General features: G+C 72.4%; 18 protein-coding genes and 1 pseudogene. 11 read left to right on the forward strand and 8 right to left on the reverse strand.

The features are described 5' to 3' along the window. Nucleotides 1–168: 168 nt before the first annotated feature. Nucleotides 169–1,041 (forward strand): AfsR/SARP family transcriptional regulator, encoded by an 873-nt coding sequence (locus tag ACTMTU_RS33295; RefSeq protein ID WP_441267156.1) that lies wholly within the window; start codon nt 169–171, stop codon nt 1,039–1,041. A 223-nt stretch (nt 1,042–1,264) separates the two neighbouring features. On the opposite strand, the gene ACTMTU_RS33300 is transcribed toward ACTMTU_RS33295, so the two are convergent. Then, nucleotides 1,265–2,020: an SDR family NAD(P)-dependent oxidoreductase gene (locus tag ACTMTU_RS33300; RefSeq protein WP_441267157.1), complete on the reverse strand. Its 756-nt coding sequence runs from the start codon at nt 2,018–2,020 to the stop codon at nt 1,265–1,267. Nucleotides 2,021–2,178: 158 nt separating this feature from the next. Here ACTMTU_RS33300 and ACTMTU_RS33305 point away from each other — a divergent pair. After that, nucleotides 2,179–2,615, forward strand: a pseudogene (locus ACTMTU_RS33305) (RNA-guided endonuclease TnpB family protein); the annotation flags it as partial. Between the two features lie 165 nt (nt 2,616–2,780). On the opposite strand, the gene ACTMTU_RS33310 reads toward ACTMTU_RS33305, so the two are convergent. Together ACTMTU_RS33310 and ACTMTU_RS33315 are read right to left on the reverse strand one after the other, a co-directional pair. Beyond that, nucleotides 2,781–4,346, reverse strand: a complete 1,566-nt coding sequence (locus ACTMTU_RS33310; RefSeq protein WP_441267158.1) for a flavin-containing monooxygenase — start codon at nt 4,344–4,346, stop codon at nt 2,781–2,783. An 11-nt stretch (nt 4,347–4,357) separates the two neighbouring features. Next, on the reverse strand, nt 4,358–5,236 hold the full coding sequence (locus tag ACTMTU_RS33315) for a class I SAM-dependent methyltransferase (RefSeq protein ID WP_159682277.1): 879 nt from the start codon (nt 5,234–5,236) through the stop codon (nt 4,358–4,360). A 172-nt stretch (nt 5,237–5,408) separates the two neighbouring features. Here ACTMTU_RS33315 and ACTMTU_RS33320 point away from each other — a divergent pair, with 172 nt between their 5' ends. From ACTMTU_RS33320 to ACTMTU_RS33340, 5 genes are all read left to right on the forward strand, one after another. Beyond that, on the forward strand, nt 5,409–5,663 hold the full coding sequence (locus tag ACTMTU_RS33320) for a hypothetical protein (RefSeq protein ID WP_005321911.1): 255 nt from the start codon (nt 5,409–5,411) through the stop codon (nt 5,661–5,663). Nucleotides 5,664–5,678: 15 nt separating this feature from the next. Continuing rightward, complete coding sequence (locus ACTMTU_RS33325; protein ID WP_005321909.1) at nt 5,679–6,665, forward strand: 3-oxoacyl-ACP synthase III family protein; 987 nt, start codon at nt 5,679–5,681, stop codon at nt 6,663–6,665. Next, nucleotides 6,662–8,155 (forward strand): FAD-binding protein, encoded by a 1,494-nt coding sequence (locus ACTMTU_RS33330; RefSeq protein WP_441267159.1) that lies wholly within the window; start codon nt 6,662–6,664, stop codon nt 8,153–8,155. Before ACTMTU_RS33325 ends, ACTMTU_RS33330 begins: the two co-directional genes overlap by 4 nt. A gap of 79 nt (nt 8,156–8,234) precedes the next feature. After that, complete coding sequence (locus ACTMTU_RS33335) at nt 8,235–8,720, forward strand: SRPBCC family protein (protein WP_441267160.1); 486 nt, start codon at nt 8,235–8,237, stop codon at nt 8,718–8,720. Further along, nucleotides 8,717–9,562, forward strand: coding sequence for an alpha/beta fold hydrolase (locus ACTMTU_RS33340; protein ID WP_441267161.1), 846 nt, complete (start codon nt 8,717–8,719; stop codon nt 9,560–9,562). The genes ACTMTU_RS33335 and ACTMTU_RS33340 overlap by 4 nt, the downstream gene beginning before the upstream one ends. A gap of 337 nt (nt 9,563–9,899) precedes the next feature. On the opposite strand, the gene ACTMTU_RS33345 is transcribed toward ACTMTU_RS33340, so the two are convergent. The 4 genes from ACTMTU_RS33345 to ACTMTU_RS33360 all read right to left on the reverse strand — a co-directional run bounded on the left by ACTMTU_RS33345 (nt 9,900) and on the right by ACTMTU_RS33360 (nt 13,222). Continuing rightward, nucleotides 9,900–10,895 (reverse strand): AraC family transcriptional regulator, encoded by a 996-nt coding sequence (locus tag ACTMTU_RS33345; RefSeq protein ID WP_441267162.1) that lies wholly within the window; start codon nt 10,893–10,895, stop codon nt 9,900–9,902. Between the two features lie 128 nt (nt 10,896–11,023). After that, a complete protein-coding gene (locus ACTMTU_RS33350) occupies nt 11,024–11,515 on the reverse strand; it encodes an anthrone oxygenase family protein (RefSeq protein ID WP_441267163.1) in 492 nt (163 codons plus the stop codon). 113 nt (nt 11,516–11,628) lie between these two features. Next, the gene (locus ACTMTU_RS33355; RefSeq protein ID WP_441267164.1) at nt 11,629–12,279 is read right to left on the reverse strand and encodes a hemerythrin domain-containing protein; all 651 of its coding nucleotides are present in this window, start codon (nt 12,277–12,279) and stop codon (nt 11,629–11,631) included. Nucleotides 12,280–12,382: 103 nt separating this feature from the next. Beyond that, the gene (locus tag ACTMTU_RS33360) at nt 12,383–13,222 is read right to left on the reverse strand and encodes an NmrA family NAD(P)-binding protein (protein WP_441267165.1); all 840 of its coding nucleotides are present in this window, start codon (nt 13,220–13,222) and stop codon (nt 12,383–12,385) included. A gap of 328 nt (nt 13,223–13,550) precedes the next feature. On the opposite strand from ACTMTU_RS33360, the gene ACTMTU_RS33365 reads away from it, so the two are divergent. The 4 genes from ACTMTU_RS33365 to ACTMTU_RS33380 are packed head-to-tail and all read left to right on the forward strand — an operon-like array spanning nt 13,551 to nt 20,731. Further along, nucleotides 13,551–14,822: a tryptophan 2,3-dioxygenase gene (locus ACTMTU_RS33365; protein ID WP_441267166.1), complete on the forward strand. Its 1,272-nt coding sequence runs from the start codon at nt 13,551–13,553 to the stop codon at nt 14,820–14,822. A gap of 32 nt (nt 14,823–14,854) precedes the next feature. Beyond that, on the forward strand, nt 14,855–15,772 hold the full coding sequence (locus tag ACTMTU_RS33370; RefSeq protein WP_441267167.1) for a hypothetical protein: 918 nt from the start codon (nt 14,855–14,857) through the stop codon (nt 15,770–15,772). 22 nt (nt 15,773–15,794) lie between these two features. Continuing rightward, entirely contained in the window at nt 15,795–16,118 is a 324-nt protein-coding gene (locus ACTMTU_RS33375; protein WP_441267168.1) for an acyl carrier protein, read from the forward strand. Beyond that, entirely contained in the window at nt 16,115–20,731 is a 4,617-nt protein-coding gene (locus ACTMTU_RS33380; RefSeq protein WP_441267169.1) for an amino acid adenylation domain-containing protein, read from the forward strand. The genes ACTMTU_RS33375 and ACTMTU_RS33380 overlap by 4 nt, the downstream gene beginning before the upstream one ends. 51 nt (nt 20,732–20,782) lie before the next feature. On the opposite strand, the gene ACTMTU_RS33385 is transcribed toward ACTMTU_RS33380, so the two are convergent. After that, nucleotides 20,783–21,571: RNA-guided endonuclease InsQ/TnpB family protein (locus tag ACTMTU_RS33385; RefSeq protein ID WP_441267170.1), on the reverse strand; the 789-nt coding region annotated here is incomplete at its 5' end.

The raw sequence follows: 21,571 nt of genomic DNA on the forward strand, positions 1-21,571 counted from the left end.
CGGTTGAATGTGGCGACAATTGGCCGGTACGGTCGAATCCACGGGAAAGTGAGTACGAACAGAGATCTGGCTGCGAAGCCGGGGCGCGAATTCGCGGCCTCCCTTTCCTGAATCGCGCCCCCGCACGTGTGATGACCGCGTGCAGCCGAAGTCTTGGGGGACTCAGCGTTGCTGATCAGACTCGTAGGTCTTGTCACCATCGAACACGACGGGACGGCGCCCCAGCATCTGTCGAGCGCGCAGGCCCAAGTGGCCTTCGCTCGACTGATACTGGAGCGAACGTCGGGAACCAGCCGCGACCAGCTCGCGGACACCGTGTGGCCGGAAGGGCTGCCCGACACGTGGGCCTCCGCGCTGCGCAGTGTGGTGAGCCGGGTCCGCGCCTATGTCACGGGCCCGCAGCAGAAGCCGGGCGGAACGCCCCTGATCGCACAGAGCGGCCGGTACATACTGCGACTGCCGGACGACGCGGCGGTCGACCTGGAAGCGGCGGAGGCCGCGATGACGGAAGCCAGGGCGGCCTTCGCGGACGGTGCCCACGCGGTGGCGCACCAGCTCGCGGCGGGCGCCGTGTCCAACCTGCGCGGCTCGTTCCTGCCGGCGCACGAAGGCGAGTGGGTCAACGCCGTTCGTGAGCGGGTCGACGAACTGCGCCTGATGTCGCTGGAGCTGGCGAGCCTGTCCTCGTCGGCGCTGGGCGCGGAGCACCACGCGGTGCGCTACGCCGACGAGGCGGTACGGCGCGCGCCGTTCCGCGAGAGCGCGCACCGCTGCCGGATGACGGCGCACGCCGCCGCGGGCAACCGGGCGGACGCGCTGCGCGCCTACCAGCAGCTGCGGGAGGTCCTCGCGGACGAGCTGGGCATCGACCCGGCGGCCGAGACCCAGGCCGCCTATCTGGAACTGCTGCGCGCCGAGCCCGCGGGCCCGCAGCGCCGGGCCCCCGCGGGGCGGATGACGGCCGACGCGCTGGACCCGCTGCTGATGGGAGCGTTCGAGGCCCTGACCCCACCACCGGCGGCGCCGCTGCCGACGCGCTGAGCCCGCCACGACGCCGGGGGCCCGACACCATCCAGGTGCCCGGGCCCCCGGCGTCCGCGTGCCCGGCGCCGCGCAGCACGGGCGGCGGGCCCGGGGGCCGGCAGGCGGGGGTGAACTCCCCTCACCGGCCGCCCGGTACGCGGTCCGGCCCCGCCGTGGACATGGAAGCGGCCCGCGGCCCCCCGGTCGAAGGGGGGCGGCGGGCCGCCGGGCAGCAGGGCGGTCAGGTGATGGAGACGCCGCTGTCGATGCTGATCACCTGGCCCGTCATGCAGTCCTGGTCGAGGAACAGGGACGCGCTGCGGGCGACCTCCTCCACGGTCACGAAGCGCGGGATGGGGGCCTTGCCCTCCATGCCCTCGACGACGCGGTCGGGGAGGTCCTTCGTCATGCCGGTGATCATGAAGCCCGGGGAGAGGGCGTTGACGGTCACCCCGCGCCGGCCGCACTCGGCGGCCAGTGTGCGGGTGAAGCCGATCAGGCCCGCCTTGGAGGCGGAGTACGCCGTCTGTCCGGCGGTCGCGATCAGGCCCGAGGGCGAGACCACGTTGATGACGCGGCCCCACCTCTGGCGCAGCATGTGCGGGACGGCGACGCGTGCGGTGTGGAACGAGCCGATCAGGTTGGTCCGGATGACCTGGGCCCAGTCGTCCGGGTTCTGCATCGCCATCAGCGCGTCCTTGCGGATCGCGCCGTTGTTGACGAGGACGTCGACGGGGCCGAGGCGCTCGCCGATCTCCCGGTACAGCACGGTGACGGCGTCGTAGTCGCCGACGTCGCCGCTGACGAGGACCGAGTCGTTGGTGAGTTTGTCCTGCACGGCCCGGGCCGCGTCCTTCGAGCTGTTGTAGTGGACGGCGACCCTGCAACCCAGTGCGTCCAGCTCGAGGGCCAGGGCCTGGCCGAGGCCTCCCGAGGCGCCGGTGACCAGCGCCACCGGCTGCTCGGGGCGGTTTCCGGTCTGTGGGCCCTTACTCATCAGAACTCCTTCGTGGATACCCCCGGCTTGAGCCGGGGAGGAAACGAAGCTCCTGCGGAGCAGGGCACGGAACAGCGAATCGCCGCCGGGCGATCCGTCGGTCACCGTCAACCACCCGCAGAAGCCCACAAGTTGGCGTGATGGTTTGTGAGTTGTGGCGTCACCTGCACAAGCTGACCACTCGACTCGTGCGTGAGAACCAAACGCTCGTGATCGAGGACCTGACCGTGCGCAACATGGTCAAGAACCACAGACTCGCCCGCGCCATCAGTGACGCGGCGTGGCGGGAGCTGCGGGCGATGCTGGAGTACAAAGCAGCCTGGTACGGGCGCGACCTGGTGGTCGTGGACCGCTTCTTCCCCTCGTCCAGACTGTGCTCCGCCTGCGGCACCTTGCGACACAAAATGCCGCTGCACGTGCGCACCTGGACGTGCGACAGCTGCGGGACGGTCCATGACCGGGACGTGAACGCGGCGAAGAACCTTCTGGCGGCCGGGCTGGCCGTGACAGTCTGTGGAGCTGGTGCAAGACCTCAACGGAGAGCTCCGGACGGGCAGTCGGCGACGAAGCAGAAACCCCACGGCGCGAGCCGTAGGAATCCCCCTCGTTCACGAGGGGGAGGAAGTCAACGCATACCTCCGTGGATACTCCGCCCTTCACGGCGGAACCGACTCCTGCCGGGCAGGGCAGGGAAAAGTGATCCGCCGTCAGGGCCGGCCGCCGCGCGGGACGGGCCCGCGGGCCGGCCGGCCGCGTGGCGTCAGGCGTTCTCCAGTGCCGGCCGCCCGGCGTTGACGGTGGTGGCGAGCTGGTACTCGCCCAGGTCGAAACGGCGCGTCGCGCGGCGGAACCGCCACGTGTAGGTGGGCCAGATCGACGGGTTGCGGCCGTGCTCGTCCAGGTACCAGCTCTTGCAGTTCCCGGCGTTCCACACGGTGCCCTCGAGCCGGCCCTGCAGCCGCTCGTTCCACTGCTGCTGGGCCTCGGCGCGGACCTCGACACTGGCCAGGCCGCGCTTGTCCATCTGTCCCAGCGCGTCGATGACGTAGCCGATCTGCGCCTCGATCATCACCACCTGCGAGGAGTGCCCCAGCGTGGTGTTGGGGCCCAGCAGCAGGAACAGGTTCGGGAACCCGGCGACCGTGGTGCCGCGGTGGGCGGCCATGCCGCCCTCGCGCCACACGTCCCGCAGCAGCCTGCCGTCGCGGCCCGTGATCCGGCCGGCGACGGGCCGGTCGGTGGCCTTGAAGCCGGTGCCGAGGATAATCGTGTCGACCTCCCGCTCGGTGCCGTCCGAGGAGACGATCGACTTGGCCCGCACATGGTCGATGCCGTCGGTGACCAGGTCCACGTTGGGCTGCTGGATCGCCGGGTACCACGTGTTGGAGAACAGCAGGCGCTTGCACGCCATCACGTAGTCGGGCGTCAGCTTCGCCCGCAGCTCCTCGTCCGCGACGGACTTCGCCAGATGGTCGCTGGCCATCTTCTGCATCTTGCCCGCGACCTTGGGCCGCTTCATCACGAACGCCAGGACCTCACGGCCCCACATGTTGAAGTTGCGGCGGAAGCGCTGGTAGCCGGGGACGTTGTGCAGCAGCTTCGACTGCAGCGCGCTGGTCGGCTTGTCGTTCTTCGGCCCGATCCAGGCGGGGGTGCGCTGGTACAGGTCCAGCCGTCCCACCTCCGGCTGGATCTTCGGCACGAACTGGATCGCGGAGGCGCCGGTGCCGATGACGGCGACGTTGCGGCCCGCGAGGTCGTGCCCGTGGTTCCAGCGCGAGGAGTGGAACACCGTCCCCTCGAAGTCCTCCAGGCCGGCGATGGCGGGCACGGCCGGCTCGGAGAGGTAGCCGGTGCCCGACACCAGCACCTGGGCGGTGTAGTCACCCTGGGAGGTGCTCACGTGCCAGCGGCGGGCGGTCTCGTCCCAGCGGGCGGCGAGCAGTTCGTGACCGAAGCGGATGTAGGGGCGGACCCCGAACCGGTCGGCGACGTCCCGCAGGTACTCGTACAGCTCCGCCTGCTTGCCGAACGTGGACTTCCAGCCCGGGTTCTGCGCGAAGGAGAACGAGTACAGGTGCGACATCACGTCGCACGCCGCGCCCGGGTAGGAGTTGTCCCGCCAGGTGCCGCCGACCTCGTAGGCACGCTCGAAGACGAGGAAGTCGTCGATGCCCTTCTGCAGCAGGCGCACCGCCATGCCCAGGCCGGAGAAGCCGCTGCCGATGACCGCGACGCGCAGATGCCGGGTGGGGCCGCCGCCCGTCGCCCGCCCGCCGGGCGAGGGACTCCCGTCGCTGCGCGCGGGTTCCAGAATGCTCGTCACGTGGGCCTCCTCTAGCGGCGCGCGATGGTGACGCGGAAGTTGTTGAAGAACTTGTCCTCGAGCGTGTACGCGAAGATGTCGAGGTAGCGCTCGAAGCGGGCCACGACCTCCTCGCCCTCCAGGGCGACGGCCTCGTCCCGGCGGGCGGCCAGCAGCTTCAGCCAGGCGCGGCAGGCGACGGCGAACGACTCGCGCTCGTTGACGATCTCGACCACGTCGAACAGGCCTTCCGCGGCCTGGGTGAGCTCGTGCAGGTGCGGGATGTGGCAGTTCTCGAACTCGGAGCGCTGGAGGAACTTCAGGTCGTCCAGCAGCTGCCGGTTCATCGGCAGTGCCTCCGCGGTCATGGTGTGCAGGACGAACCGGCCGCCCGGCTTGAGGGCCGCGCCGACCTTGTTGAAGAACACCCGGTACTTCTTGGTCCGCTCGCGCGGCGGGAGCGTGGAGGACACGAAGTGCTCCAGCGCGTTGATGCAGAACGCCGCGTCGTAGGGGTCGTCGGTCGTGTGGTCCTCCCACGACTCGACCCGGGTGGTGATGCGGGGGTTGTCCAGGCCGGCGATGAACGCCTCCTGGGTGCGGCTGAGCGTCAGGCCGACGGCCTGCTCGACGCCGTGGACGGTGGTGAGCCGGTTGAGCATGGTGCCCCAGCCGCAGCCCACGTCCAGCACCCGCCGGCTGCCGGCGGCGCCGGCGAGCTCGACGAACCGGTCGAGCTTGCGCTCCTGGGCCTCGTCGAGGGCCTCGGTGAGGCCCTCGCCCTCCTCCCAGTAGCCGCCCGAGTACATCATCGTCGGCCCCAGCAGGAGGCGGTAGAAGTCGTTGCTCACCTCGTAGTGGTGCCTGATCGCGTCGACCTCGGGGACCGACCTGTCAGCGACCGTCGTCATCTCTTCCTCAACTCCTGTCGGGGTGCGCGGCTGTCGGGGTCGAGGAAAGCGAAGTGCTCGCAACAGATGTGCAAGACGGCGCCGGGCCGGCGGTGTTGCGCCCCGCTTGCGCGGCTGCCGGTTCGATTCCTAGGCGTAACACCCCAAGCCTTGCGAGAGAGGACCGAACCCCATGTCGCTGCCCACCGTCGAAGAACTGGCGAGCCAGCTCGAGGCCGTCTCCGGCGCCCAGAAGGTCGACCCGGACCAGCCGCTCCAGCACATCGCCGACGTCGACTCGCTGGACCTGATGGAGTGGTTGTACGGGTTCCAGAACCAGTACCCGCACATCCCGGCCGACGAGTCGCTGTTCGCCGACATCGACGACACCACGACGCTGCGCGTCGTCCACGACCGGATCGTCCAGCTCGTGCCCGCCCAGGCCTGATCAGGGGAGAGTCCTGTGAACGGCTTCGACATCACCGGGTGGGGCATGGCCGTACCCGAACGCGTGGTCTCCAGCACGGAGCTCGCGCAGCGCTTCGGCGTCGACGAGAACTGGATCGTCAGCCGGTGCGGGATCCACGAACGCCGGGCCGTCGGTCCCGGCCAGACGACCGCCTCCCTTGCTGTCGAGGCCGGCCGGCGCGCACTGGACAAGGCGGGGCTGAGCGGCGGCGACATCGCCCATCTGATCGTCGCCACCGCCACCCCCGAACAGCCTTCGCCGGCCACGTCCGCGTTCGTCCACCACGAACTGGGCATCGCCGGCAGCGCGCACGACGTCAACTCCGAGTGCGCGGGCTTCGTCTACGGCCTCGTCCAGGCCATGGCACTCATCAAGATCGACCCGCGGCCGATCCTGCTGATCGGCTCGGACACCCACACCCTCACCGCCAACCCCGCCGACCGGGACCTGTCGATCCTCGTCGGCGACGGCGCGGGCGCGGTGGTGCTCCGGCCGGCCCCGTCGGACCCGGTACTGGGCTGGAACCTGGGCGCCGACGGCAGCTGCGCCGGCAGCCTCAAGGTCCTGGCCGGCGGCAGCCGGATGCCGACCACGGAGGAGACCGTCCGCCAGGGGCTGCACTACGCACAGATCAACGGCAACGAGATCTACCTCAACGCCGTGCGCTACACCGTGCGCACGGTGCGGGAGACGCTGACCAGCGCCAAGGTCGAGGCGGCCGACGTCCGCCACGTCATCCCGCACCAGGCGAACATCCGGATCATCAACTCGATCCTCAGCCACACGGGCCTGCGGCCCGAGGCCCTGGTCACGAATCTGCACAAGTACGGGAACACCGCGTCCGCGTCGATCCCGATCGCCCTGACCGAGGCACTCGACGAAGGCCGCATCAACGACGGCGACCTGGTCCTGCTGGCCGGCTTCGGCGCGGGCATGACCTGGGGATCGGTCCTGCTGGAATGGGTCGGAGGACAGAAATGAACAACGCACTCTCGCGGCGCAAGGTACTGGGCGGCATCGCCGCAACGGTCGTCGGCTGGAGCGTCGCCAACCAGACGTGGGCGACGGCCGCCGAGGTCGACGGCGGCCAGTACATCGACGTCAGACAAGTGCCCGCCCTGGACGGGACGCTGACCACGTCGGCGACCGACCTGGACGGATTCCGTCAGGACTTCGGGCGGCTGAAGCCGTCCGCGCCGTGGGCGGTCCTGCGTCCTGGTTCCGACCAGGACATCGTCAAAATGGTCAACTACGCCCGGACCAACCGACTGAAGATCGCCGTCAACGGGCAGGGCGGCACCGGCGACGACATGGAGTCGCACTCCGTGTACGGCCAGGCGGCGGTGCCGCAGGGCGGCATATCCATCGACGCCCGCGCCATGTCGAAGATCCTCAGCATCAACGCGACCAACGCGGTCGTCGAGGCCGGTGTCACCTGGGGACAGCTGACGGACGCCGCGCTGAAGGTGGGCAAGACACCGCCGGCGCTGCCCGACTACCTGCATCTGTCCATCGGCGGCACCGTCTCCATCGGCGGCATCGGCGGCACGGTGCAGAAGTTCGGCCTGCTGGCCGACACCGTCCACTCCATGGACGTCGTCACCGGCACCGGTGAGCTCGTCACCGTCTCCGCCTCGGCGCGGCCCGACCTGTTCCACTCGATCCTGTCCGGCGGCGGTCAGACCGCGATCATCCTGCGCGCCAAGGTGAAGCTCGCCCCGGCACCCCAGCGGTCGGTCGTCTTCAGCCTCTTCTACGACGACCTGGCGACCTACCTCGCCGACGGCGAGAAGGTCATGGCGGAGAACCGGTTCCACGTCCAGGCCGGCGAGATGCTGCGCCGCCCCGACGACACCGGCTGGCGCTACAAGATGGAGGTCGCCGCGAACTACTCCGGCACCGCCGTCCCCGACCGGGCGGCCCTGCTGGCCGGACTGCGCGACAACCGGGCCCAGGCCGTCGTCGAGGACGTCGCCTACCGGGACTACATGTTCCGGCTCGACGGCTACGAGGTCTACCTGAAGGAGACCGGCCACTGGTTCCAGCCCAAGCCGTGGCTGAGCCTGTTCCTGCCGGCGTCCAAGACCAAGGCGTTCATGGAGCTGGTGGAGCAGGAGCTGACCGCCTCCGACCTGGGCGGCGGGTTCCTGCTGTTCTACCCGTACTACACCCGCAAGATCACCCGGCCGCTGGCGGTGCAACCCAACGAGTCCGTCGGCTACCTGTTCGACCTGCTGCGGTTCCCCAACCCGGGCGACCCGAACATCTCGCAGATGCTCGAGCAGAACCGCCGCCTGTACGACAAGGCCGTGGCGCTGGGCGCCAAGCGGTACCTGGTCGGTGCGATCCCCCGGATGACCACCGCCGACTGGAGGACTCACTTCGGCTACCGCTGGGAGGAGTTCTACAAGGCCAAGCGGCGCTACGACCCGGCGAACATCCTCACCCCCGGTCAGGGCTTCTTCGGCTGACGTGTCCGGCCGCGGGCCCCGTCCCCGGGGCCCTTCGCGGGGCCCGCACCCTGACCCGTACACCGACAGGAGATGCGACATGACGAGTTACGACCTGATCGACGAGGCGGTCATCGACGCTCCGCCGGACGTCGTCTGGGACGCGCTGCTCGCCGAGTTCCGCGGCGGCGCGCAGTGGTGGGTGCCGGCCAACACCTTCGCCGCCGCGTCCGGTTCACCGGACGAGGTGGGCGGCGAGGTCAAGGTGACGGTCCACACCAAGGGCGTCGACAAGGGCGGTCTGAAGCTGCGGTTCACCTCACGCACGACGGCGGTCGAGACGGGCAGGCGACTGTCGGTCGAGTATGTCGACGGGGTGTTCCGCGGGCCGAGCGACTTCCTGCTCGAACCGCTGGACGGCGGGCGCCGCACCCGGCTCGGCATGCACTTCCGGGGCCGCCCGCACGGCTGGCTGAAGGTGCTCGCCAAGGTCGCCGACATCGGCGCGGAGCACTCCAAGGCCACCAGCGCCGCGTTCGCGGCCCTCAGCGGCGTGCTGGCCAGGGAGAAGGAGGGGGCGCGATGACGACGACGACGGCGGCGCCGCCCGCCACGGAGAGCGCACTCGTCACCGACGACGGCGCCCGCCTGGCGGTGAGCGTCCTCGCCCCGCTGGGCGCGCCGTCGGGCCGCACGGTCGTCCTCGCGCACGGCTGGGCCGCGGCCCGGCGGGTGTGGGGCACGGTCGCGGACCGGCTGATCCGCGACGGGCACCGGGTCGTGCTGTACGACCTGCGGGGGCACGGCGCCTCCACGTCCGGCCGGGAGCCGTTCTCGGTGCCCCGGCTGGGGGCGGACCTGGGCGCGGTCCTGGACCATGTCGGGGCGCCCGGCGACACGATCGTCGTGGGGCACTCGGGCGGCGGGTTCGCGGCGATGACGTACGCCGTCTCTCCCGCGGCCCGGCTGGGCGGTCTGGTGCTGCTGGGCACCGCCGCGCACGACCAGGACACGCCCGACAGCGAAGTGAAGATGATGGGAAGCCCTCTGTTCTCGTGGGCGGTGCGGCGGCCGGCGCTGGGCCGTCTGCTGCTGGGGCAGAACATGCTGGGCAAGCGGGCCGACGCCTGTGCCCGGGAGGTCAACCGGCAGATGTTCGCGGCCGCGTCGCCGCGGGTGCGGTCCGAGGCGTTCGCCTCTTCCCGCGGGATGGACCTGCGCGGGCAGCTGGCCGCGCTCACCGTCCCGGCGGTGGTCCTGGCGGGCGGCGGCGACAAGGTCATCGCCCCGGCGCTGGGACGGGCGGTGGCCGAGGCGCTGCCGGGCGCCCGCTTCGAGGAGATCGAGGGCGCCGGCCACATGCTGCCGCTGGAGGCCCCCGAGGCGATCGTGCGAGCGGTCGGGGAGGTGGCGGGGCGGGTGGGGTGACGGCCGGCTCCCCCGCACGCGGGCGCCGGGCCGCCGGATCTTCCGGTCGGCCCGGCGCCGCTTCATGTTCAAAGGCGGAGCCCTCCAAGGACTTGCATCCATGCGACTTGCATGGATGCAAGTCTTCAGCCTGAGCCGGGTGCGGTGCATCGACAACTGCCGCGGCCCGTCTCTTCCTTGACCTCTCGGAAGGCTGTGCCCGGTAGCGATTCGGTGGGTCCTAAACCGGGTCGGCGGCGCAGCGGCGGCCGGAGCGCCGCGTCGGCCGGCGTCGGTGCGAGGCCTTGTGTGGCCCCGGCCCTCACCGGTGCGGCCGGGCCGGGGACGCGAGGGCGGTTCAGCCGGTGCCCAGGACGACGGTCTGGGCGGGGGTGCCGGCCGGCATCGGCTGGTCGGCGGTGCGGCTGGTGCGGTATTCCTGGGGGCTCATGCCGCGGACCCGTTTGAACGCGGCGCTCAGCGCGAACGCGCTGCTGTAGCCGACGCGGCGGGCGACGGTGGCCACCGTGGCGTCCGGTTCGCGCAGCAGGTCGGCGGCGAGGGTGAGGCGCCAGGTCGCCAGGTAGGACATGGGCGGCTCCCCCACCACGGTGGTGAAGCGGCGGGCCAGGCCGGCGCGGGAGACGCCGACCTTGCGGGCGAGGGACTCCACCGTCCAGGCCTGGCCCGGGTTGTCGTGGAGCAGGCGCAGCGCGGGGCCGACGGTGGGGTCCGACTGGGCCCGGTACCAGGCGGGTGCGCCGGCGCCGGGTTCGGCGAGCCAGGTGCGCAGCACGCTGACGAACAGCAGGTCCAGCAGGCGGTCCAGGACGAGTTCCTGGCCGGGTTCGTCGCGGCTTATCTCTTCGGCGAGCAGGGCGACGAGTGCGTTGTCCTCGGCTCCGGCGGGCCGTACGAGCAGGGCGGGCAGGGCGTTCAGCAGCCGGCGGCCGATCTCGCTGGGGGCCTGGTAGGTGCCGCTGAGCATCACGGAGGAGCCCTGGCCGAGTGTGTCGCCCCAGGTGCGCACGCCGAGGGCCATGGTGTCGGTGACGTCCTCGCCTTCCGTGGTGTTGCAGCGCTGTTCGGGGCCGACGACGATCTGCACGCCGGTGTCCTGCTCGTCGGCGATGGTGTACGGGTCGGGGCCGCGCAGTACGGCGACGTCGCCGGGGCGCAGCAGGGCGGGGGTGGAGCGGTCGGGCAGGACCCAGGCGTCGCCGCGGACCATGGTGACCAGGGAGATGGGGGCGCGGTCCTCGACGCGCAGGGCCCACGGCGGGCTGAACACCGACTTGATGAGGAACGCGCCGCGGGCCTTGGGGCCTTCGAGCAGGCCGGTGAGAGCATCCATGCGTGTTTCAACCCATCGGCTGGGGGCGAGGCGTGGGAGGCCTCGGGGGACGGAAAGGGTCGCGCCCGCCCTGCCGTGCGGGGGACGTCCGGCAGGACGGGCGCAGTCGTGGGGACGCGGGCGCCGGTTCAGTGGCGCAGCGTCGACAGGGCACGGCCGAGGCAGAGCAGGGCGGCGGTGCAGGCGAGGGTCCGGGCGGCGTTGGAGGGCGCCCAGGTCTTCTTGAACGTGTCGCGCAGGGCGGCGAGTTCACCGGCGGCCTGGGGCAGGCCGCCTGCGGCGAGGCGCTTGTTGAGGGGGACGTTGATCCGCATGGTGAGGATCACGGCGGCGGTGTAGAGGGCGAGCGCGGCCCAGGTCCAGCGGGCGGCGGTGCGCTGCCCGATGCGGGTCAGGCGGGCGCCGGCGATTCCGGTGGCGAGGAAGGCGCCGAAGAAGACGAGTCCGAACAGCCCGTTCTCGATGGCCTCGTTGATGTTCTGCATGGCGGCGACGTAGGTGTGGTCGTCGCCGCGGTCGAGGCCCGGCAGGACGGAGACGTCGAAGGAGAAGTACAGGCCGGCGCTCAGGCCCATGGCGATGGTGGCGGCGTGGAGCGCGGGCTGGGCGGCCGTGGACATCGGGGCTTCCTTCCGGCGGGCGGTTCGCGGGTGGCCCCGGGCGGGGCGGGGTGTCCGGGCCGGGGCGGTCCGGGCGGGGGTGGTCCGGGCCGGGACGGTCCGGGCGGCGGGGGTCAGCGGGGGTCGAGGACGGCGCCGAGGCCGCGTTCGTAGCGGCGGCGCAGGACGGTGCGGCCGAGCAGCCGTACGGGGGGCGGCATGGTGGCGGCGACGAGATCGACGGACCGCCGGTCGGCGCCGTCGAACATCCACGGCGGCAGGTAGGTCAGGACGCCGGGCGGTGCGGTGCGCACCAGGCGCTGTTCGAGGGTGAGGTAGTCGCGGGCGGGGAGCTGGGCGAAGATCGGGAAGACGGTCTTCTCCTCGTCCGCGAGGTGGTGGGTGAGGACCTGGCGGAAGTGTTCGGCCGCGGCGGGCAGGGCGGCCGGGCCGCCTGTGGCGGTGAGGGCGGCGGTGACCCGGTCCATGGCCCGGTCGAGTTCGGTGTGGTCGCCGGCGATCTCGTCGGCCTGCGGCCGGAACTGCGGGTGGCGCCGCAGCAGTTCGGGCCACAGGAAGTCGTCCTCGCTGCGGTGGTGCCAGTCGATGACGTCGCGCAGGCGCTGCCACCACTGGCCGGCGGGACCGGCGCCGCGGGCGGTGAGGCGGGGGGCCGCGGCGGTCAGGCGGTGGGCGTCGCGGCGCATGGCGACGTGCATCAGGGCGAAGCCGTGGAAGTGGCCGGGCAGGGTGTCGAGGCGTTCGCTCGACATGGGGGTGCTCATGGCCGCCTCCTCGGGGGTGGCTGTCGGTTCGGGCTGGTCCGGTGCCGCGGCCGCGGGTGCGTCCGTCGGTCCGCGGTCGCGGCACCGGGGCTGGGGCTCCGGGTCAGACGTTCCAGACGCCGGAGGCGGCGGCCTGCCTGGCGTAGTCGCCGAAGTCCTTCGGCTTGCGGCCGAGGGCCTCCTCGACGCCGTGCACGAGGTGGGCGTTGCGGCCGTCGAGGACGTTCTCGAACAGCTCGGCGAAGTCGGCCGGCAGGCCGTGCTCCACCAGGGCGGCCCGGTACTCGTCCTTGGTGATGGGGATGTACTGGATCTGGCGGCCGGTGGCCTTGGTGAGCTCGTCGGCGACGTCGCGGAAGCTCAGCAGGCGCGGCCCGGACAGTTCGTAGGTCTTGCCGATGTGCTTGGGGTCGGTAAGGGCTGCGACGACGACGTCGGCGATGTCGTCGGCGTCGACGAACGCCTCGACGGCGTCGCCGGTCGGCAGGGCGATCTCGCCGGCCAGGACGGGCTCGAGGAAGAAGCTCTCGTCGAAGTTCTGGTTGAAGAAGCTGGAGCGCACGATCGTCCAGTCGGCGCCGGACTCCTTGAGCTTGTTCTCGCCGATCACGGCGCCCTCCTCACCGCGGCCGGAGAGCAGCACCAGGCGGGTGGCGCCCTTGGAGACGGCGAGCTTGGAGAAGGCGGCGATGTGCTCGTCGGCGCCGGGGAAGGCGAGGTCGGGGTAGTAGGTGACGTAGACGGCGCCGACGCCCTCCAGGGCGGCCTCCCAGGTGGAGGAGTCCTCCCACACGAAGGGCGGCTCGCCGGAGCGTGATCCGACGCGCACCGGGAGGCCCTGTGCGGTGAGCCGCTCGGCGACCCTGCGGCCCGTCTTGCCGGTGCCGCCGATCACCAGCGTCGTCTTCGTTCCGGTCGTCTGCGTGTTCTGTGTGTTCGTCATGGTGATGAGTCAACTCCAGTGCGGTGAGACGAGCCATAGTCCAAGCGCTCAACTCCATAAGCGTGCGTCTCAGGAGGAGCGAAGGCCGGATGGGTGCTGGTGCGGTGCCCGGGTCAGGGTAGGCAGCGCGGCGCCGGGGCGGCCATGGGTCCGGTCCGGTTCTCGAGCGGGTCGCGAGCGCGTCTCCAGGCGCCGGGCCGGGCGGGCCCGGGCGCGGCTCATCGGGGCGCGCCCGGCAACGGCCCGCCGTAGAGCGGTACTTGAGTGGTTCTCCAGGGTCCTTGGCGAATCTCTTCCCATTCACCGGTGGGCCGAAGGGATGCGCGACATGAACGTCACCGACGAGCCGCTGCGGCGTGAACTCGCCGTCTGGCGTTCCTTGGGCGGTGCAGCGCCTTTTCCTTACGACAGCACCATCGACCATCTGCGTGCAGTGGGAAAGCACTTTCTCGGGCGGGAACTCCTGGAGCTTCTCGCGGCGTGCCGTTCCCTGAATCGGGAGCGGAATCCGGCGGCTTTTCCGGATGCTTTTCTGGACCGGTTCCTCGATGTGCTGCTGGACAAGTTCGACGACCGTTACGACTATCCCAGCTATACGGCCCTGCCCCTGCTGTCGCACGGTTCGGACGAGGCGGCGACGGACGTGCCGGAGGGCGGGCGGGCGCTGCGTGACCGGCGGGACCGTACGGTTCTGCTGCTGCTCGCCGATCTGATCGGCTTCGAGTCGCTGGTCCTGGACGGCCGTCCCGCCGACCCGCGGGGCATGCTTCCCTCGCCGGTGCTGCTGAGCAAGCGGCTGCGGCTGGCGGTGAGGGTGATGGAGCCGGCCGCGCTGCGAGTGCTGGAGGGGGCAGTCGACCCGGTCGCGCTGGCGGCGACGCCCGGCCGTACCCCGGCCCGTGAGCTGGCGGACGCCGTGCTGGCGACGGCGACAAAGGCCGAGCGGCTGCTGCTGCGGGCAAGTGTGCAGCCGGTCCACGTGCTGCACGACGAGTACCTGTTCCTGCGGGTGCTGCAGAGTTTCGAGGCGACGTTCACGTTCATGTCGGCGACGCTGCGTACGGCGGTGTCGGTGCTGCGCGGCGAGCGGCCCGGGGACGCGGCCGCGCTGATCGCCGAGGTCGCCGACGTGCTGCGCGAGTCGCTGCCGCTGTTCTCGCTGCTGGCGACCATGCAGCCGGCGTCGTTCCAGAGCTTCCGGCGGTTCACCGACGGGGCGAGCGCGATCCAGTCCGAGGGCTACAAGCGGTTCGAGAGCTACTGCTCCACCCCGGCGCGAGCGCGGCTGGACTCGGCCGCGTTCACCTCGGTACCGGGCGTGCGCGGTGAGGTGCTGGCCGGGCGGGAGACCGTCCAGGGCACGTGGGAGGACGTGATCTCGAGTGGCTGGCTCGCGGAGCCGGACGCCGCCGCGGTGCGGGCGGCCGCCCGGCACCTGGAGGCGGTGCACCAGCGGTGGAAGCAGACGCACTTCCGGCTGGCGGTGCGGATGATCGGCACCCGCACCGGCACCGGGTCCACCGAGGGTGTGCCGTATCTGGAATCGGTGATCGCCAACCGTCTCTTCCCCGCCATGGAGCAGCAGCCGGCAGGCGGCTGATGCCCGATCCCGACCGAAGGACTGCGAGGCCGATGAGCAAGCGTGCCAGGACCGGGCGCCCGGGTGCCGCCCGTCGCGCACTGAACCCGGAGGCGGCCGACCATCTGCTCGTCTACGAGTACGACCGCGGCAGCAACTACGAGCAGGACACCCGGCTCACGCAGGCGTTGTCGGCCCTGCTGCCGGAGAGCGAACTGGTCCACCCCGACCAGCGGCTGTTCCAGTCGGTGCATCTGATCACCGAGTACGCGTGGGCGGCGATGCATTTCGAGATGGGCCGGGCCCTCGCGCTGCTCGACGACGGCGACGCGCTGCTGGCCGCCCAGGTGCTGGAGCGGGCCGCGTCGCTTGGCCGGATCCCGGTGCAGGCACTGGCCGTGCTGACCGATTTCCTGCCGCAGACCGCCCTGCTGACGATGCGTGAGACGTTCCCGGAGAACACCACCGGCCTGGACTCCCCCGGCGCGCGGAACCTGCGCCGTGCGGCGCAGCCGCTGTGGCAGGCGTTCGTGCGGGCGCTGGAGCGGGCCGCTCTTCCCATGGAGGAGCTGATCCGCGTGCAGGGCCGCACGGCCCGGCCGGCCGAGGCGGAACGGGACGCGGTCGGGCTCGCCCTGGTGCGTCAGGCCCTGATGCGTCTGGACGGCGCGGTCGGGGACTGGAAGCAGCTGCATCTGCGGATGGTGTGGGGCCAGTTGGGGGGCCATCCCGAGGCGGTGGCGCCCCGCGCCCCGGGGAATCCGTCGTGCCCGCACACGCCGCAGGATGCGGGCGCCCGCCGGGGCGAGGGCGCGGACGGGCTGCCCACGAGCCTGCGCGGGCAGTCCACGCAGAGCCTGATGACGATGTCCGAGCGGACGCTGTTCCCGCGGTTGTGGGACTCCGTGGACGCCGTCTACCGGCAGTTCGTACCCGCCGCCCCGGCCGCCCCCGCCGACGAGACGTCCTGAGAACGAAGGAGCCCGCGCAGCCATGACACCGATGCCTGAGACACCGTCCACGCCGCACGAGCCGGCCGCGCCGGTGGTGCTGGTGCGCACCGCCTGGGCCGAGGGCCTGGGGCACGACGAGTTCGACGACGACGACAACTTCTTCGCGGTCGGCGGGCACTCCATGTGCGCCGTGCGGATCGTGCGGGCACTGAAGGACCGGCTGGGGCATCCGCTGACGGTGCGCCAGTTCCTGGCCCACCCGACCGTGAACGGGCTGGCCGCCCACCTGGCCGGCGCCGCGGGCAGCGACACGAAGACGGGGCCGGGGCCGGCCGGCGCGGCCGGGGCGGGGGCCGGGGCGTGAGCGCGGCCTCCTCCGCGCAGTTGGAGATCTGGCTCGCCGACCGGTGCGAGCCGGAGTCCGGCCGCTACAACATCCCGCTGTGCCTGGAGTTCACCCCCCGTCTGGACGAGCAGGCGCTGCGCGCCGCCCTCGCCGACGTGCTGGAGCGCCATCCGGCGCCGGCGGGGCGTTTCGAGACGGCGCAGGGCACGCTGTCGCGTGTGGCGCAGCCCGCCGCGGTGGTGCCGCTGCGGATCGTGGAACGGGCCGGGCGCTACGACCGCGCGTCGGCTCTCGAGGATGCCGCCGGCGCCGCGGCGCGGCCGCTGGACCCGGGGACGGCGCCGCTGCTGCGGGCGGAGGTGCTGCGTCACGACGACGGCGCGCTGGTGACGTTGACGGTGCATCACATCGTGGCGGACGGGCGGTCGGTCGAGGTGCTGGCCGAGGACCTGGTCACTGCCTACCGGGCGAGGGCCGCGGGCCGGTACCCCGGGTTCGCGCCGGTGCCGGTGCCCGATCCGCTGCCGGTGGCCACGGCACCGGATCCGTACTGGACGCGGCTGCTGGAGGGCGAGCCGGCGCTGCTGGCGCCGCTGCCGGACCTGGTGCGCCGTGAGGACGGCCTGCGCGGGCAGGCCGGGTTCTGCGAGCGGGAGCTGCCGGTCGAGCGGCTGGCGCAGGTGCGGGCCCTGGCCGCCGCGGGGGGTTTCAGTCCGGCCGTGGCGCTGCTGTCGGTGTGGAGTCTGCTGCTGCACGCCTGGTCGGGCGAGGAGGACGGGCTGCTGGGCATGCCGTTCGCCGGCCGTGACGAGGACACGCAGGACGCGGTGGGCCTGTTCACCCGCGTCCTGCCGGTGCGTTCCGTCTGCGTGCCGGAGCGGCCCTTCGCCGACCACGCGGCCGTCCTCGGCGATCAGGTGCTGGCCTCGATGGAGGCGCACGCCGAGGCGGGCGACCTGCCGCCCGGCACCGCGCCGGTCTTCTCCGCGGTCTTCCTGCACCAGCCTCGGCGCTCCGCGTCCTGGCAGCTGCCGGACGCCGAGGTGCGTCTGCTGCACCCGCACAGCGCCGTGGCCAAGTACGACCTGGCGTTCGCTGCCGTGGAGGGCGACGACGGGCTGGTGCTGCGCATCGACTACGACCGGGCCCTGTACACGCCCGCCACCGCGCAGCTGATGGTCGAGCAGGTCGACGCGCTGCTCCGGGCCGCCTCCTCACGGCCGGACGGCACCTGCCGTGACCTGCTGGCCTCGCTGGCCGCGCCGCACGCCGACGCCGCGGCGGCGGGGCCGGAGTCCGCGCCGCACACCGACGCGCCGGGCAGCGTGCCGGGGGCGGCACCGTGCTCCTCCCGCGAGGCGGGGAGCACGAGCGGAGCCGGGGCGGCCGGGAGCGTCGCCGGGGCCGGGAACACGGCCGGGGCGACCATCCCGGCAGGAGCCGGGAGCGGGGTATCGGCCGGGGCCGGGAGCACGGCGGAGCCCGCTGCGGCGGCCGGTGTCGCGGAACTGGTCGTGGAGCAGGCGCGGAAGGCGCCGGACGCCGTCGCCGTCCTGCACAACGGGCGGCGCCTGAGCTACGGCGAACTGGTGCGGGACGCCGCGCGGATGGCGCACTGGCTGCGGATCCAGGGGGTGCGCACCGACGACATCGTGGCGCTGGTGCTGCGGCCGGGCACGGACACCGTGACGGTGATGCTCGCCGTCGCCCTGGCCGGGGCCGCGTACCTGCCGCTGGATCCGGCGTATCCCGACGCCCAGCTGGAGATGGTGGTCGCCGACGCGCGGCCGCGGCTGCTGATCGCCGAGGAGGGCGAGCAGGGGCGGCTGCGGGGGCTGCCCGTGCACACGCCGCAGGCCGTGCGGGCGGCGTCGGCCGCGCTGCCGGTGTCCGCGCCGCTCACCTCGGCAGGCCCCGACACGGCGTTCAACGTGCTGTACACCTCCGGCTCCACCGGCCGGCCCAAGGGCGTGGTGCTGCACCACGGGGGCGTGCTGCGGATGATGCACCGGCCCGAGTTCGTGCCGCTGGGCCCGGGCGACACCGTCTCGCATCTGTCCCCGCTCAACTTCGACGGCGCCACGTACGAGATCTGGGGCGCCCTCACCCACGGTGCGCGGCTGGCGGTACTGGACAAGGAACTGGTCTTAAGTCCCCGCGAACTGCGGGCCGCGCTGCGCGAGTCGGACGTGACCACGCTGCTGGTCACCACCCCGCTGCTGAACCGGCTGATCGAGGACGCCCCGGATCTGCTGCAGTCGCTGCACCGCGTCTACTTCGGCGGCGAGATCGTCTCCGTGCCGCACATCCGCAAGGCGCTGCGCTGGGCGCGGCCCGGCACCCTGCTGCACAGCTACGGACCGACGGAGAACTCCTTCACCTCCTCCTGGCACGCGATCGAGGAGGTGCCCGAGGGGGCGCGGACCGTGCCGATCGGGCGTGCGGTGCCCGGCACCCGCCTCCATGTGGTCTGGGAGGGCACGCTGGTGCCCGCCCCCGCCTATGTGCCGGGCGAACTGGTCCTGGGCGGCGCCGGGGTGGCCCGCGGCTACCTGGGGGATCCGCGGCGGACGGCCGAACGGTTCGTGCCCGACCCGTTCGGCGGTGAGCCGGGCGCGCGCCTGTACCGCACGGGTGACCGGGTGCGCTGGACGGCCGAGGGGCAGCTGGAGTTCATCGGCCGTGCCGACAACCAGGTCAAGATCCGCAGTCAGCGGGTCGAGCTGGGCGAGGTGGAGGCGGCGCTGCGGGCCCATGCCGAGGTGCGCGGCGCGTTCGTCACCGGCCGTGTCAACGGGCGGGGCGAGAAGGAGATCGTCGGATACGCGGTGCTCGGCCGGCCGGCCGCGCTGGATGCCGTTCGGGCCCATCTGCGGGCCGTGCTGCCGCCGTTCGCCGTGCCCGCGCATCTGCTGGCGGTCGACGAGCTGCCGCTGACCGCGAACGGCAAGATCGACCGCAAGCGGCTGCCGGTGCCGCCGGACGCGGCCGCGGCGCCCGCCGCGGCGCACCGGGCACCGCCGCCGGCCGTGCGGACCGGCACGGCCGCCGACCGGCCCGCGGGGGCCGGCGTGAGGGCCCGGGCGGACGGCGGTGCGGCGGGCGCGGTGATGCGGGCCTGGCGGCAGGTGCTGCCCGCCGCCGACATCGGCCCGGACACCAACTTCTTCGACGCGGGCGGCCATTCTCTGCTGCTGGTCCGGCTCCAGGACGCGCTGCGCGAGGCCACCGGGACCGGGCCGTCCATCGCCGACCTGATGCGGCACACCACCGTGCGGGCACAGGCCCGGCTGCTCGGCGGCGACGCGGCCGCCGGACCGGACACGGCGACGGCTGCGGTGCGGGGCGCCGGTCGCGCCGCGGCACGCGGCAGCGGCGCCGACGGTGACGCGATCGCCGTGATCGGCATGGGCGCCCGGTTCGCCGGCGCCCCCGACCTGGCCGCGTACTGGGACAACCTCGTCGCGGGCCGTGACTGCTTCCGTCAGGGGCCCGGGCCGCTGGTCACCGAGCACCCCGACGGCACCCGCCGCATCGCCCGCTGGGGCATGCTCGCCGACGGCACCGGCTACGACGCGGGCCTGCTCGGCTTCACCCCCGAGGACGTCGAGGGCGGCGACCCCCAGCAGGGCGTGCTGCACGAGGTGTTGTGGGCGGCCGTCGAGGACGCGTCGCTGCGGCTGTCCGACATCTCCCGCCGCACCAGCCTGTACGCGGGCTGCCCCAAGGTGGTGCGCACCGACGGCGAGGCGCGGGTGGACGACGTCGTGAGTCTCGACCCGACGTTCGTCGCCTCCCGCTTCGCCTATCTGCACGACCTGTGGGGCGAGGCGCTGCTGCTGGACACCGCCTGCTCCACCGGCCTGTACGCGGTGCACCTGGCCTGCCGTGCGCTGCTGCGCGGCGAGAGCGACTACGCGCTGGCGGGGGCGGTGTCCCTGGACGGCGCGTTCGACGGCGCCTACACCTACCGGCCCGGGTTCCTGTACGCCGACGACGGGGTGTGCCGGCCCTTCGACCGGCGGGCGTCGGGCACGGTCGGCGGGTTCGGCGCGGGTGCGCTGCTGCTGCGCCGGCTGAGCGACGCCGAACGGGACGGCGACCCGGTGCACGCCGTGATCCGCGGCAGCGCCGTCAACAACGACGGGCGGGCGCGGGTCGGTTACTCGGCGCCCGGCGTCGAGGGCCAGGCGCGGGTGATCCGTGCGGCGCTCGCCGCGGCGGGCATCGGCCCGGACGCCGTCGGCTACGTGGAGGCGCACGGCACCGGCACCCGGCTCGGCGACGCCATCGAGGCCACCGCGCTGGGCGAGGCGCTGGGCACGGCGGGCCCGGAGGTCGCGGTCGGCTCGGTGAAGGCGTCCATCGGCCACTGCAACACGGCCGCGGGCATCGCCGGGCTGATCAAGGCGGTGCTCGCCGTGCACCACGGGGTGCTGCCAGCCACCCCGAACGTGGGCGAGCCGATCGACGAGCTGGCCGGGCCGGGCGGCCGGTTCACTCTGCTGGCCGAGGGCCGGGCGTGGGACGTGCCCGCCGGCCGGCCGCGGACGGCTGGCGTCAGCTCCTTCGGCGTCGGCGGCACCAACGCCCATGTGGTCGTCCAGGAACACGTCAGGGAAAGGGTTTGACGTCCTCCCCTCCCCGAAGGGAGAGGATTCCTAGCTCACTTCGCCTGATACCTAGCAGGTGGCAGGGCTCACAAGATCAGCACTAGCCGGGTTGAGACCAGCCCGGACGAGCATCACGCGGGCGGAGTTCTTGTCCCTGGGGGACACGGTTCCGCACGCGGTGCACGAATAGATTCTCTCAGAGAGGGGGAGACGGTGCTTGGCTCTCGCTCCGCAGTGTGCGCAGTCCATGGTGGTGTGCGCGGGGTGGACAAGGTGCACGGTCCTGCCGTGCTTGCGGGCCATCTCGATCAGGGCCTGCTTGGTGGCGCCGATCGCGGCGTCGGCCGCCTTGCGGGACATGTTCCGGAACTTGGCGAGGAACTTCGGCTTGAAGTCCTCCACAGCGATCTCGTCGAAGTCCCGGACCAGGGACTTGGCCCACTTGCGGCTGCTGTCCTGCCGCTGCCGGGCGGTCTTCTTCGACACCTTCGCCGCCGCCCGCCGGGCCTTCTTGTATCCCTTGGTGTCGGGCCGGTTCTTCGGCGTTGCGCGACGGGCCATCATCCGCTGGTAGCGGGCCGGCTGCGCGGCTGCCGTCCTGCCGTGCTGTGCGTGCGGGAGGTCATGGGTATCGCTGGTGGTGGTCGCGGTCTCCTTCACACCCCAGTCGATGCCGATCACCGCACCGGTCTCCGGCAGGGATTCGGTCACCGTGGGGATGACGAAGCCGGCGTACCAGTGCCCGAGGTTGTCGCGGTACACGCGCACGCTGGACGGCGGCTTGGGCAGCTGTCGCGACCACACCACCGTCACAACGATCCCGCCCGCCAGGTGCAGACGGCCGTCCTTGAGCCGGAA

The organism is Streptomyces sp. OZ13, assembly GCF_052068155.1.
Classification (GTDB): Bacteria; Actinomycetota; Actinomycetes; order Streptomycetales; family Streptomycetaceae; genus Streptomyces.

What these genes read in the sequence shown, in the direction of transcription:
- ACTMTU_RS33300 (WP_441267157.1), bottom strand. Translation starts at nt 2,020, where the DNA reads ATGAGTAAGGGCCCACAGACCGGAAACCGCCCCGAGCAGCCGGTGGCG.
- ACTMTU_RS33315 (WP_159682277.1), bottom strand. Translation starts at nt 5,236, where the DNA reads ATGACGACGGTCGCTGACAGGTCGGTCCCCGAGGTCGACGCGATCAGG.
- ACTMTU_RS33320 (WP_005321911.1), top strand. Translation starts at nt 5,409, where the DNA reads ATGTCGCTGCCCACCGTCGAAGAACTGGCGAGCCAGCTCGAGGCCGTC.
- ACTMTU_RS33330 (WP_441267159.1), top strand. Translation starts at nt 6,662, where the DNA reads ATGAACAACGCACTCTCGCGGCGCAAGGTACTGGGCGGCATCGCCGCA.
- ACTMTU_RS33335 (WP_441267160.1), top strand. Translation starts at nt 8,235, where the DNA reads ATGACGAGTTACGACCTGATCGACGAGGCGGTCATCGACGCTCCGCCG.
- ACTMTU_RS33340 (WP_441267161.1), top strand. Translation starts at nt 8,717, where the DNA reads ATGACGACGACGACGGCGGCGCCGCCCGCCACGGAGAGCGCACTCGTC.
- ACTMTU_RS33345 (WP_441267162.1), bottom strand. Translation starts at nt 10,895, where the DNA reads ATGGATGCTCTCACCGGCCTGCTCGAAGGCCCCAAGGCCCGCGGCGCG.
- ACTMTU_RS33350 (WP_441267163.1), bottom strand. Translation starts at nt 11,515, where the DNA reads ATGTCCACGGCCGCCCAGCCCGCGCTCCACGCCGCCACCATCGCCATG.
- ACTMTU_RS33355 (WP_441267164.1), bottom strand. Translation starts at nt 12,279, where the DNA reads ATGAGCACCCCCATGTCGAGCGAACGCCTCGACACCCTGCCCGGCCAC.
- ACTMTU_RS33360 (WP_441267165.1), bottom strand. Translation starts at nt 13,222, where the DNA reads ATGACGAACACACAGAACACGCAGACGACCGGAACGAAGACGACGCTG.
- ACTMTU_RS33365 (WP_441267166.1), top strand. Translation starts at nt 13,551, where the DNA reads ATGAACGTCACCGACGAGCCGCTGCGGCGTGAACTCGCCGTCTGGCGT.
- ACTMTU_RS33370 (WP_441267167.1), top strand. Translation starts at nt 14,855, where the DNA reads ATGAGCAAGCGTGCCAGGACCGGGCGCCCGGGTGCCGCCCGTCGCGCA.
- ACTMTU_RS33375 (WP_441267168.1), top strand. Translation starts at nt 15,795, where the DNA reads ATGACACCGATGCCTGAGACACCGTCCACGCCGCACGAGCCGGCCGCG.